Source organism: Caldicellulosiruptoraceae bacterium PP1, assembly GCA_041320695.1.
Taxonomy (GTDB): Bacteria; Bacillota; Thermoanaerobacteria; order Caldicellulosiruptorales; family Caldicellulosiruptoraceae; genus JBGGOQ01.
In genome coordinates this window covers 451,108-464,866 of record JBGGOQ010000001.1, presented here as the reverse complement: position 1 = coordinate 464,866, position 13,759 = coordinate 451,108, and the positions used below count along the sequence as shown (strand labels likewise).

Annotated in this window: 13 protein-coding genes; all 13 read left to right on the top strand. The window is 25.8% G+C overall.

Annotated elements, in window-relative coordinates; all coding sequences use genetic code 11:
- Positions 1-54 precede the first annotated feature (54 nt).
- Positions 55-2,691, top strand: a complete 2,637-nt coding sequence (gene alaS / locus ACAG39_02375; GenBank protein ID MEZ0536078.1) for an alanine--tRNA ligase — start codon at positions 55-57, stop codon at positions 2,689-2,691.
- Between the two features lie 13 nt (positions 2,692-2,704).
- Complete coding sequence (locus ACAG39_02370) at positions 2,705-3,049, top strand: histidine triad nucleotide-binding protein (GenBank protein ID MEZ0536077.1); 345 nt, start codon at positions 2,705-2,707, stop codon at positions 3,047-3,049.
- Between the two features lie 23 nt (positions 3,050-3,072).
- Entirely contained in the window at positions 3,073-3,849 is a 777-nt protein-coding gene (locus ACAG39_02365) for an NAD(+)/NADH kinase (protein ID MEZ0536076.1), read from the top strand.
- A gap of 9 nt (positions 3,850-3,858) precedes the next feature.
- Complete coding sequence (locus ACAG39_02360) at positions 3,859-4,311, top strand: arginine repressor (protein ID MEZ0536075.1); 453 nt, start codon at positions 3,859-3,861, stop codon at positions 4,309-4,311.
- Between the two features lie 6 nt (positions 4,312-4,317).
- Positions 4,318-6,003 (top strand): DNA repair protein RecN, encoded by a 1,686-nt coding sequence (recN, locus tag ACAG39_02355; GenBank protein MEZ0536074.1) that lies wholly within the window; start codon positions 4,318-4,320, stop codon positions 6,001-6,003.
- A 45-nt stretch (positions 6,004-6,048) separates the two neighbouring features.
- The gene (gene spoIVB / locus ACAG39_02350) at positions 6,049-7,272 is read left to right on the top strand and encodes a SpoIVB peptidase (protein MEZ0536073.1); all 1,224 of its coding nucleotides are present in this window, start codon (positions 6,049-6,051) and stop codon (positions 7,270-7,272) included.
- Positions 7,273-7,360: 88 nt separating this feature from the next.
- Positions 7,361-8,152 (top strand): sporulation transcription factor Spo0A, encoded by a 792-nt coding sequence (gene spo0A / locus ACAG39_02345; protein MEZ0536072.1) that lies wholly within the window; start codon positions 7,361-7,363, stop codon positions 8,150-8,152.
- Positions 8,153-8,215: 63 nt separating this feature from the next.
- Entirely contained in the window at positions 8,216-9,763 is a 1,548-nt protein-coding gene (locus ACAG39_02340; GenBank protein MEZ0536071.1) for an oligosaccharide flippase family protein, read from the top strand.
- Positions 9,760-10,545 carry a pyrroline-5-carboxylate reductase gene (proC, locus tag ACAG39_02335; protein ID MEZ0536070.1) on the top strand — a complete coding sequence of 262 codons (786 nt, stop codon included), beginning with the start codon at positions 9,760-9,762 and terminating at the stop codon, positions 10,543-10,545. Before ACAG39_02340 ends, proC begins: the two co-directional genes overlap by 4 nt.
- A 6-nt stretch (positions 10,546-10,551) precedes the next feature.
- Positions 10,552-10,992 (top strand): ribonuclease HI, encoded by a 441-nt coding sequence (rnhA, locus tag ACAG39_02330; protein MEZ0536069.1) that lies wholly within the window; start codon positions 10,552-10,554, stop codon positions 10,990-10,992.
- Between the two features lie 3 nt (positions 10,993-10,995).
- On the top strand, positions 10,996-12,060 hold the full coding sequence (locus ACAG39_02325) for a DUF3866 family protein (protein MEZ0536068.1): 1,065 nt from the start codon (positions 10,996-10,998) through the stop codon (positions 12,058-12,060).
- Positions 12,050-12,595 (top strand): NUDIX domain-containing protein, encoded by a 546-nt coding sequence (locus ACAG39_02320; GenBank protein ID MEZ0536067.1) that lies wholly within the window; start codon positions 12,050-12,052, stop codon positions 12,593-12,595. The genes ACAG39_02325 and ACAG39_02320 overlap by 11 nt, the downstream gene beginning before the upstream one ends.
- Positions 12,592-13,752 (top strand): histidinol-phosphatase, encoded by a 1,161-nt coding sequence (locus ACAG39_02315; protein MEZ0536066.1) that lies wholly within the window; start codon positions 12,592-12,594, stop codon positions 13,750-13,752. The genes ACAG39_02320 and ACAG39_02315 overlap by 4 nt, the downstream gene beginning before the upstream one ends.
- Positions 13,753-13,759: the final 7 nt, after the last annotated feature.

Here is a 13,759-nt window from a genome sequence, read left to right as displayed (position 1 = left end):
AGTTGTCATTGTATAATTTCTCATGTATAAATCATTTAAGGAAGGCTGATGAATATGTTTATGAGTGCAAATGAAATAAGAGAAAAATATTTATCTTTTTTTGAATCAAAAGGTCATTTAAGGCTACCTAGTTTTTCTTTAATACCTAAGAATGATAAAAGTTTATTACTAATAAATGCAGGAATGGCACCATTGAAACAATATTTTTTAGGTATAGAAGAGCCACCTAAAAAAAGAATTACAACATGTCAAAAATGCATTAGAACTCCAGACATAGAGCGTGTTGGTAAAACAGCAAGACATGCAACTTTTTTTGAGATGCTTGGTAATTTTTCATTTGGTGATTATTTTAAAAGAGAAGCAATTACTTGGGCATGGGAATTTGTAACAGAAGTATTGAAATTACCTAAAGATAGGTTATGGGTTACAATATATCAAGATGATAATGAAGCATTTGACATATGGTACAATGAAATTGGTGTAGAAGCTGAACGCATAGTTAGAATGGGTAAGGAAGATAATTTCTGGGAAATTGGCACTGGTCCATGTGGCCCTTGTTCAGAAATCTATTATGATAGAGGCCCAGAAAAAGGATGCGGCAAAGAAACTTGTGGTATAGGTTGTGATTGCGATAGATACGTTGAATTTTGGAATTTAGTATTTACACAATTTGATAAAGATGAAAATGGTAATTATAATAAATTAAAGAATCCTAACATTGATACAGGCATGGGTTTGGAAAGAATTGCAGCAATAATGCAAGGAGTTGATTCTTTATTTGACATTGATACTGTAAAGTATATTAGAGATAGAGTATGTGAAATTGCTAATGTTAAATATGGTGATAGCAAAGAAGTTGATGTTTCCATAAGGGTAATTACTGATCATATTAGAGGTTCTTCGTTTATGATAACTGATGGCATTTTACCTTCAAATGAAGGGCGAGGATACGTATTACGAAGATTAATAAGAAGAGCTTCAAGACATGGTAGATTGCTTGGAATTAAGTCTGCATTTTTACATGAAGTTGTTGATGCAGTTGTCGAAATGTTTAAAGGAGCATACCCAGAGTTGGAAAATAGAAAAGAATATATTAAAAAGGTTCTTTTTAATGAAGAATCTAGATTTTTGAAGACTATTGATAATGGACTTGAACTTTTAGAACAAGAAATTGAAAATATCAAAAAATCAAAAACAAGTATTTTATCGAGTGAAGTTGTTTTTAAATTATATGACACTTATGGATTTCCAATTGATCTTACAAAGGAGATTGCGGCTGAAAATAATTTGGTTGTTGATGAAGAAGGATTTAATTTGTTAATGGAAAAACAAAAGGAAAGATCTCGTGAAGCAAGAAAAGATTTAGAAAATGTAGGATGGAAGGAGACAAGCTTTGATTTTGAAGACCTCCCTCCAACTGAATTCTTAGGCTATAATACTCTATATACAAATGCAAATATAATTAAGATTTTTTCTGAAAATGAAGAAGTATCGAAACTTGAAGAAGGAAACGAAGGTATATTAATATTAAATAAAACTACTTTTTACGCTGAGAGTGGAGGACAATTAGCTGATAAAGGCATAATTAAAACACCTTTTGCAACTTGTATTGTAACTGATGTAAAAAAAGGTCCTAAGGGAGTAATATTACATTATGTTAAGGTATTAAATGGTTGGATAGAAATTAATATGCAAGTTGAAACAATTGTTGACGAAGGAAAACGTAAATCTACATCAAGAAATCATACTGCAACACATTTACTTCATAAAGCATTGAGAACTATTTTGGGAGAACATGCTACACAAAGTGGTTCTCTTGTTTCAGATGAAAGATTAAGATTTGACTTTACACATTATCAACCATTGACAAACGAACAAATTAAAGAAATAGAAAATATAGTTAATAGAGTAATTTTATCAGCTATTGATATTGAAAAAATTGAAACAGATTTAAACTCAGCTATAAAAATGGGAGCTACGGCACTATTTGATGAAAAGTATTCAAATAATGTTAGGGTTATTAAGGTATCTGACTTTAGTATGGAATTATGTGGTGGTACACATGTTGATAATACCGGAGAGATAGGATTATTTAAAATTATATCCGAAGGTAGTGTTTCTGCAGGTATTAGAAGAATTGAAGCTATAACAGGAGAAAAAGTATTTAATCTATTAGTAAATTACGAAAATATTTTGGATCAATTAAAGAATAATTTAAAAGTAAATAGTTATGATGAAATAACTAAAAAAATTACTATGTTAGAAGAAAAGATTGAAGAATATGAGGATAAAATTAAGTATTATAAATTACTTCAAATTGAACAATATATTGAAGATATTTCAAAAAATAAAGAAGTTATTAATAACTTTAATATTTATCTTCTAAAAACTGATACTTATGATATCGAAACTACAAAACTAATAATTGATAGAATTAAAGAAAAGGATTCAAAAGGTATAATTATTAGTTTTGTAATAGCTGAAGAAAAAATAACAGTTATAATTGCATCGACAAAAGAAACTGTTAAAAGAGGAGTAAATTGTGGTAAATTAGTTCAACAAGTTTCAGAGATTTTAGGTGGGAAAGGAGGAGGAAGACCTGATTTTGCTCAAGGTGGAGGCAAAGAGAAAGATAAAATAAATGATGCAATAAATTATGTTAAAAAACAAATTAGTAATCTTTTACAATGAAGGAGAGATTATTATGGATGATTGTATCTTTTGTAAGATTATATCTAAATCAATACCTGCTGAGATTGTTTATGAAGATGATCTATGTTTAGCTTTTAAAGATATTAATCCAACAGCTCCAGTGCATCTATTAATTGTACCTAAAACACATATAGAGAGTATTATGGATATAGATGAATCTAATATAAATGATATATCTCATATTTTGAAAATAATACCTATATTAGCTAAAAAATTTGACATTAATAACAATGGATTTAGAATTATAAATAATTGTGGTATTGATGCTGGACAAACTGTAAAGCATATACATTTTCATTTATTAGGCGGGAGAAAATTTGGTTGGCCTGCTGGATAATTATTTAGAATGGTAGGATTGATATGAAAATAGGTTTGTATGTAAATAAATCAAAAGATACTGAGTTAAAATTAACAAATATAGTAATTAGTCAAATAAAAGAAAAATCCTTTGAGTATAACTTTATTGAACAATCAAATGAAAAAAACTACGATATCATCATTACAATTGGTGGCGATGGTACATTACTTAATGTTGTAGATTTAGCAGCTAAAAATAATATACCGGTATTTGGAATAAATGCTGGCAGATTAGGATATTTAACAGAAGGAAATAAAGATAATATTGTTGAAGAATTAAAAAAAATATTTGAGAAAAATTATAAAATTGAAAAAAGGTTTTTATTGCAAACAACAATAGACCAAAGAACTTATCTTGCTTTAAATGATATATGCCTAATTAGAAATGGATTTAATATTATTAATTTAGATGTTTATATAGATCAAGTATTTGCTCAAAATTATAGAAGCGATGGAATAATATTATCAACTGCAACAGGTTCAACAGCCTATTCTCTATCTGCTGGTGGGCCTGTTGTAGAACCTAATTTAAATATGATTATGATAACTCCAATATGTCCTCATTCATTATATTCAAGAACATTGATATTAAATCCTGATAGAAAAGTGATGATAGTAAATAATAATAATAATACATTACTTACTATTGATGGCAAAGAAATAACCCCCCTATACGAAAAACAAAAAATTTGTGTTACTACATCTTCATATTATCTAAATTTAATTAGAGTAAATAATACTAATTTTTATAATGTTTTAAGAGAGAAATTAAAAGGATGAGGTGGGAAAATGAAATCTGATAGACAACAAAGAATTTTAGATATTATTCAAAATAACGAAATAGAAACTCAAGAGGAATTAGTTGAAATATTAAAGAATCTCGGATATGATGTTACCCAAGCAACAATATCAAGAGATATAAAAGAATTAAGGCTAACAAAAGTATTAACAGAAACAGGAAAATATAAATATGCAGTATTAGGAACAAAAGAGAATAATATTACAGAAAAATTAATAAAAGTATTTTCAGAGGCAATCATTAATGTTGACACAGCTGACAATCTAGTTATTATTAAGACTATAATGGGTGCAGCTCAAAGTGCAGCAGCAGCAGTTGATAGTTTAGATTGGCCAGAAGTTGTTGGAACAATTGCTGGCGATGATACTATTTTTATTGCAACTAAGAGCATTGAATATGCAGAAAAAATAGTTGACAGAATACAAGCAATTAAATCAAGGTGATAATATATGTTCAAACGATTATATATTGAAAACATAGCTATTATTGAGAAACTTGAAATTGAGTTTGAGGAAGGATTGACTATTTTTACAGGTGAAACAGGAGCAGGAAAATCAATAATTATAGATTCAATGTTACTATTAATGGGTATGAAAGCAAATAAAGAAATTATAAGAACTGGTGCAAATAAAGCCTCTGTATCAGCCATTATTGAGATAGAGAATAATAGTCAACTAGAAAAGATAGTTAAATATGGAATTAATGTAGATGAAAAGACTTTATATATTCATAGAGAAATATCTTTAAATGGTAAAAATATTTGCAGAATAAATAATAGCTATGTTTCCCTTCAACTATTACGTGATATTATGAAGGATTTTATTGAGATACATGGACAATTTGAAAATAAATTATTGAATGAAAAGAAAGAACAATTAAAATTACTAGACAGATATTGTTATCAGCAATTAGAGCCATTATTAGGAGAATACACTTTTTTATACAATGAATATGTGACTAAACAAAAAGAGTTAAATGAGTTATTATTAAATGAAACTGAAAAAGAAAGAAAATTAGATTTAATAAATTACCAAATCAATGAAATTGATTATGTAGATCCCAAGATAGGCGAGGATATAATTTTAGAACAGAAAAAAGATATGATAATAAATGCTACAAAAATTAAATCTAATATACATAAAGTTATCAATGAATTAGATAAAGGTGAGGGATACAATAGAAGTATTATTGAAAAAATAAACTTGTGTCTTAGATATATAAGTGATTTAACTAAATTTAGCAATAACTTTTCTAATTACTATGATAGGCTAAATAATATATTGGCTGATTTAGAAGATATTAGGGATCTAATTTATAAGGACATAGATAAATTAGATGTTGATGAAAATGATATTAACTATATTATTGAAAGATTAGATAAGATTAATAAGATTAAGAAAAAATATGGTAACTCAATTGAAGATATATTAAATTATAAAAATAGTCTTTTAAAAGAAAGAGATTCAATTGAAGGATCAAATTCAAAAATAAATCTACTAAAAACAGAAATAATTAATTTGAAAACTCAACTTGAAGACTTAGCTATTCAAATTTCTAAAATTAGAAAAGAATCTGCTACAATATTTATCAATAAAGTTATTGAAAATCTTAAACAGCTAGAAATGCCAGATTCAAAATTTGATATTAAATTTGAAAAAAAAGAATTATCAATAAATGGAGTAGACGATATAGAATTTTTGATTTCTGCAAATGTTGGACAAGAATTAAAACCACTATCAAAAATAGCATCAGGAGGAGAATTATCAAGGATTATATTATCAATTAAGGCTATAATTGCAGAAAAAGACGATATATGCTTAATGGTTTTTGATGAAATTGATAGCGGAATCAGTGGTGTAACTGGTTTAAAATTATCGTTATTATTGAAAGGAATATCAAAGAATAGACAAGTATTAAGTGTAACTCATCTACCACAAGTTGCTGCAGCTGCAGATAATCATTTTTATGTATATAAGGAGGTTGTTGATAATAATACATTTTCGAAAGTTAAAAAGTTAACAGATAATGAATCAGTATATGAAATTGCAAGAATGTATGCTGGGAACAATATTTCAGAGTATTCAATAAAACAAGCGATAGAATTAAAAAAATTTTATATGAATAATAAAAACTAATAAAGAGCAACATAATCTTTAGACTAACCTTTTCGGTGAAAGTTTATGAAGAAATTAGTTGCTCTTTTTATATTTTATATAGTTTGTACATTTTATAATTTTATTTATTTTAATACCTTACCAGACTCAATAACTTGTTATAAAAATGAAAATTTTGTTTCAATAAATACACCATTTTATTTTAATATCAACTGTAATGGATACTATAAAAAGAAAACCCAAATTGGATTTTTATTTAAGAAAGAAAAGATATTTTTAATTAGTAATAAAAATCATGATATTTATATTAGTTTATTTAATATACCATTAAAAAAAGTTGAAGTTAATTTTTCAGAAAAGAGATATTTAATTCCTATGGGTCAAGTTATAGGAATTAGAATTTCAACGAATGGAATATTAGTAATTGGGTTTTCAGATGTAATTGATAATAATAACAATATTTCTCACCCAGCTAAAGATGCAGGGTTAAATATAGGTGATAAAATAATAAAAGTTAATGGAATGAATGTTAATTCATGTGAACAATTATATAATATTATAAATGCATTTGGTGGTCAGACACTTTCATTCTTAATTCTCAGAAATAATAAATATATAAATATTAATATTAAACCTGTGTTAACTGATGAAAGGGAATATAAAATTGGTTTATGGGTCCGATCAGGAACAAGCGGGATTGGTACTTTAACATATATTGATAAAAACAATATGGCTTTTGGAGCTCTAGGCCATGGCATATCTGATACTGATACCAATATATTATTAGATATTAGCTATGGTGAAATTTATAATTCACACATTTATGATATTAAAAGGAGTAAAAATGGAGAAATTGGCGAAATAATAGGAAGAATAGATTATGATACTAAAATTGGAGATATTAAATTAAATACTAAAATAGGAATATATGGTAAAATATTCTACAAACTAAATCAAGAAAATTTAATTGAAGTGGGAAGAATTCAAGATATTCATGTGGGACCTGCAAAAATTTTAATTGGAGTTAATAATGTTAAAAAATTATTTAATATTGAAATTTTAAAAATATATCCTCTAAATATTAATTCTTCAAAAGCATTTATAATTAAAATAAAAGACCCTGAATTAATAAAATTAACTGGTGGTATTGTGCAAGGAATGAGTGGAAGTCCAATTATTCAAGATAATAAATTAATAGGAGCTGTAACTCATGTTTTTCTAAACAATTCTTCAATGGGATATGGAATATTTATTGAAAATATGTTAAAAATATCTGATAAAATAAAATAAAAATTGTTCAAAATATATAAAAGGTAAGAATGATATTTTGTAGAATATCTTGTAATATAAATAATATTTAAGTAAAGGATAATGATTTATGAATAAGATAAATGTTTTAATTGCAGATGACAACAAAAAGTTTAATGAGTTATTAACAGATGTTTTTAACTCTCAGCCTGATTTTAATGTTTGTGGTTCTACTTATGATGGTATTGAAACATTAAAAATGATTGGAGAATTAAAGCCTGATCTGTTGATACTTGATATAATAATGCCTTATTTAGATGGAATTGGAGTTATTGAAAAGTGTAAAGAATTATTAAATTCACCAAAAATAGTTGTTATTTCTGCAGTTGGGCAAGAAAATATATCTCAAAAAGCAATAAATATGGGTGCACTATATTACTTTGTAAAACCATTTGATTTAAACGTTATGGTTGAAAGGATAAGGCAACTTTTAAAAAATCAAAATTTTCAAAATGATCCATCTATTTCAGAAACAAATATGCATATTAGCCTAAAAAATAATGATTTAGAGAACGAGGTTAGTGATATCTTAAAAGAATTAGGAGTTCCTGCACATATTAAGGGTTATCAATTTCTTAGAGATGCCATAATTGAAGTTACTTACAATATGGATTTAATTAATTCTGTTACTAAGACATTATATCCACAAATTGCTGAGAAATATCAAACAACTCCTACAAGGGTTGAAAGAGCAATAAGACATGCTATCGAAGTTTCTTCAACAAGAGGTAAACTTGAATCATTATATAAATACTTCAAATATTCAACCTCAAACTCAAAAGGGAAACCTACTAATTCTGAGTTTATTGCTATTATATCTGATAATTTAAGGCTAAAATTAAAATCAATTCAAAAAATATAAATGTAATCAAAAATGATATACTTTAATAATAATTAAATAGAGCAATTTTCTAAAAGTAATCTTATGGGCAATAAAGGAATATTATATTCAACAATAGTATTATCTGTTGCTTCTATATTATCAAAAATGTTAGGTGTAATATTAAAAGTTCCATTAATTAATATTGTTGGAGATTATGGGATGGGGTTATATCAATTACCTTATCCCATTTATACTACACTTTTAACCTTTTCATATACTGGATTGTCAAATGCAATGTCTAAATCAGTATCAAGCTATTATTCTGAAAATGATATTATTTCAATAAAGAAAATATTTAGATTATGTTTAATCACTGTTATTTTCATTTCATTAATAATATCTATTTTATATTTTTTGTCAGCTCATTTTATAATAAATATATTTAAATGGCCTAATGATGCTTATTATGCATATATTTCTTTAGCACCAGCTATATTTTTTGTATCTTTGGCATCAATTTATCGAGGTTTGTTTAATGGTTTAAAAGAAATGGAACATACAGCTATATCACAAATAATTGAGAATATTTTTCGTGTTACAGTGGGGCTTTCATTATGTTTAATTCTAATAAAAAAAAGTATAAGTTATTCAACTGCTGGAGCAATGTTAGGAGCTTCTGTTGGATCATTTTTTTCATTATTGTATTTGGTAATATCAAAATCAAAATTAAATAAGGAAATATTCAATTTCTCTAGAATGAATAAAAAATACAAATCAAATAAACATATATTTATTCCTATTATTACAGAAACCTTTTTGTTTTCTATAACATCATTAATAACTTCTTTAATATCAATCACAGATTCATTATTATTTCCTTTTTTAATGTTCCAAGATGGTTATCCAATGAACTTTTCCTCTCAAGTTTATGGTATTTTTAGCGGTAAAGTAATGACATTAATTCATGTTCCTTTAACGTTTAGCATTTCAATGTCAATTAGTCTAATTCCTTATATTTCATCAAATAAAAATAATAAAAATATGATTAGTAGATTAACATTAAGTTCATTTAGATATATTTTTATTTTTTGTGTTCCATCTTTTTTAGGATTTATATTTTTTTCGAAAGAAATATTTTCAATTATTTATTTCAACAATCAAAATGGTGAAGAAATATTAAAGGTTTCTGCAATTCTAATTTTATTTATTGCAATTTCTCAGATTACTACATCTATCTTACAAGGTATTGATAGGTTTTATATACCTATTAAAAACATACTAATCTCACTTTTAATCAAAATAATACTAATGTTTATTTTTATTCTTTATTATCATTTAAATATTTATGGTTGCATTTTAGCAAATATTGCATGTTATGCTATTATTTCAATTTTAAATATTATTGAACTAACGAAATATTTAAATAGACAATTGAATCTAACTAACTTTCTTTACATTTTAATCGCAAGTGTTATAATGGTAATTACAGGTGTTTTAGCAAAAGAGAATGCTCAAATATTTAATAATTATTCAATAAACTCTATATGCATTTTATTCATATGTTTTATCTCGTATATATTAGCATTAATTATTTTTGGTGAAATACCTATAAAAATAATACAAACAATAATAAAGAGGGTGAAAAGATGAAAATAGGAATAATTGGTTGTGGCAATATGGCAAGTTTTATTATCGATGGGTTAAAATCTAAAAAGGAAGATATTGAATTTTGCATTTATGATATTGATAAAAATAGGATGAATATGTTTAGTGAAAAATATAATGCCAATCCAAAGATTGATGAAAAACAAGTTGTTGTTGATTCTGATATAATTATATTAGCTGTTAAACCTAAAGATATTATAGGCGTATTAAATAATGTAAAAGATGAAATTGATAATAAAATTATAATATCAATTGCTGCTGGTATTAAAATAGAATCATTAAAAAGAATTTTAGGAGATAAGAAAATAATTAGAGTAATGCCTAATATTAATATTTCAGTCCAAAAAGGTATTTTAGCTATGACTTATATTAATCTTAATAATGATGAAATAAAACAAATTGAAGAATTATTAAACCTACTTGGGAATGTATATACCTTATCAGAGAAATATTTTGATTTAATAACAGCCTTAATAGGAAGCGGTCCAGCTTTTATTGCTCTATTTATTGAAGCACTCTGTGATGGAGCATTAAAGCTTGGATTATCAAAAGATATATCACTCAAAATGATTCTTGATTTGATTGAAGGAACAATAATAAATATGAAGATAAATAATTATAAACCTCAAGATATTAGGGATTTTGTTTCTTCTCCAGGTGGTACAACTATTGAAGGTCTACTAGAAATGGAAAAAAACGGTGCGAAAGCTGCTATTATTGATGGATTAATTAAAGCTTACGAAAAATCAATTGAATTAGGGAAATGAGGTATAATGAAGGAAGTAATTATTTATACAGATGGTGCTTGCTCAGGGAATCCTGGCCCTGGTGGATGGTGTGCAATTCTAAGTTATAAAAACTATGAGAAAATCTTATCCGGTAATGAAAGCAATACTACTAATAATAGAATGGAACTTATAGCAGTAATAGAATCTTTAAAAGCCTTGAAGGAACCTTGTAATGTGACTATTTATACTGATTCTCAATACGTAGTAAATGCATTTAATAATAAGTGGATAACAAACTGGATAAAAAACAATTGGAAATTGAATGATGGGAATGAAGTAAAAAACAAGGAACTATGGCAAGAGTTAGTAGACTTAATTAAAGTTCATAAAGTAAATTTTAAATGGGTAAAAGGACATGCGGATAATAAAAAAAATAATGAATGTGATAAAATAGCAAGGGAAATGATTAATAAAGTGGTGAAATAAAAAGTGATTAAAATAAAAAAAGGCATAGTAACTAAAAATATAAAAGTTACAAATAATATACAAATAGTTGAAGTTAAATTAAACAACAGAACATCTTATGCAATAAACTTTTTAGATATAAATAATCCTGTAGATATTAATCAAGAGGTTCTTGTAAATATTACAGCAAATTATCTTAATTTAGGAACTGGTGGTTACGATTTTATTATCCCTCAAGGACAATTTGAAAACAAGAAAAATGGTCATATTATGAAACTAAGATATACACCATTGCAATTTTCAGTGCTTACTGAGGAAGAGAAAGATAAAACTATCTTTGAGAGAACGCCATATCTAAATAAAGAAAATATTGTTGTATGTGAATTGCATAGTATGATTGCTCCAATCGCCATTTATTTAAAACAATTTTTACCTAAAATTAAGATTTCAGTGATTTTAACAGATTGGGGAATGTTAAATGCAAATCTTTCTGAAAATATACAATATCTAAAAAGTAAAAAGTTAATTGATTTTGTTATTACATGTGGTGAGGCTTTTAATGGTGATTTTGAATGTATAAATGAAATAAACTCGATTATTTTATCTCAGCAACTACAAGCAGATGTTATTATTATTGGCCCATTACCAGGAATAGTTGGTACAGGTAGTAAGTTTGGTTTTAGCACATATAATATGATACATGTAATTGAGGATATTTATAGATTTAACGGACAAGCCATATTACCAATAAGATTATCAAAAATGGATAAAAGAGATAGACATAAAATAATAAGCCACCATTTTATTACAATACTAAATTACTTAAATGCTCAAGCCATTATTCCACTTTATAAATTTGAAGATAACGTGTTTTATGATAATATATTAAAAATAATAGAGAAATATAAAGTTAAACATAGAATTATATATATTGATAGTTTATATAAATTAGATCTTAATCAACATTTAGCAATTCTAAATACAATGAAAAAAGGGATTAACGACGAAAAAGAATTTTTTGATGAATGTTTTGCTACAGCACATTTTATTTTGCAAAAAATTAAGGGAGATGTTAATTTTGAACCTTGAAGAAAAAACAATAAATGAAAAATTAATTTATGAAAGTTCATTTTTATCATTTAAAGTAGAAGATGTTCTTTTACCAAATGGAAGTACATCGAAAAGAGCGATAGTAGTTCATCCAGGTGCTTCAGTAATAGTGCCAATAGATGAAAATCAAAATGTTATAATGGTAAAACAATTCAGAAAGCCTTTAAATAAAGTAATTTTAGAGCTTCCCGCAGGAAAGCTTGATGATGGAGAGGATCCACTCAATTGTGCTAAAAGGGAGTTAGAAGAAGAGACTGGATATACTTCTGAACAGTTGATTAAACTTACAGAAATATATACTACACCTGGTTTTTCAAATGAAGTTATTCATGTTTTTCTTGCTTCAAATCTAAAAGAAGGTAATACTAATACCGATGTTGATGAATTTGTTGAGGTTATAAAATTACCATTAAAAAAAGTAGTTGAAATGGTTATGAATGGTGAAATAAAAGATGCAAAAACTATTATTGGTCTTTTGTTAGCAGAGAAATATTTTAAAAGTGATTCAAAATGATAATTAGTGCTGATTTTCATATACATGTTGGATTTGCTAATAATAAATTTATTAAAATACCTTCATCCAAGAATCTTACACTTACTAACATTTTTTATTATTCAAAGAATATAAAAGGACTAAATGCAATTGCTATTGTTGATTTTTTATGTAATGATGTATTATTTGAAATAAATAATATGTTAAGACAAGAAAAAATTAGATTAATTAAAGGGAATTTATACTTTGAAGATCTGTTAATTATTCCAGCAATGGAATTAGAAATAAAAATTAATAATAAAGGTGTTCATTTTATTATATTATTTAAATCGGTTAACTCAGCTAATAAATTTAAAGATAATTTTATAAATGCTATTTCAAATTTTAATTTTAGTTGCCCTCAGTATGTGGGGGACTTAAATGAATTAATTGACTATATTAATAGAAATGGTGATTTGCTAATTCCAGCACACGTTTTTACTCCCTTTAAAGGATTTTATTCTGCTTCAAAATCATTAAAAGAATTAAATGGAATAATATATGCATCAGAAATGGGTTTATCTGCTGATAGATATATGTCTTTAAAGTTAATAGAGCAGACACTGTTAACGTTATTATCTAACTCTGATGCACATTCACTTGATAATATTGCAAGAGAATTCAATTTAATTGATGTACATAGTCTAGACATAAGTTCTGTATTTAATGCTATCATAAATAATAAAATTGTAGCCAATTTCGGATTAATACCCAAGTTAGGTAAATATCATATGACATATTGTAATAATTGTAATACTCAAATTGAAATAAATGAACCAAGTAAACTAATTTGTCCTAAATGTAATAAAGGTAATATAGTTTTAGGTGTTAGTCAAAGAATAGAACAATTAAAAAACAATAATGATATTGAATCATTAATTCCATATTACTGTACCTTACCATACAAATATATAAATGGTCTTGGGAAAACGACTATTGAAAAATTAATATCTTTTTTCGAAAATGAAATTAATATGCATATAAAGTTAATAGAATTATATAATACTGATTCTTTTAATTTACTTCAAAACATAGTTAGTAGAAAAAGCTTTTTAATAATAAAAGCCTTTTATGATGGTAATTACAATATTAAATATGGTTCAGGTGGCTATTTTGGTAAAATAATACCAAATATATAAGAAGGTG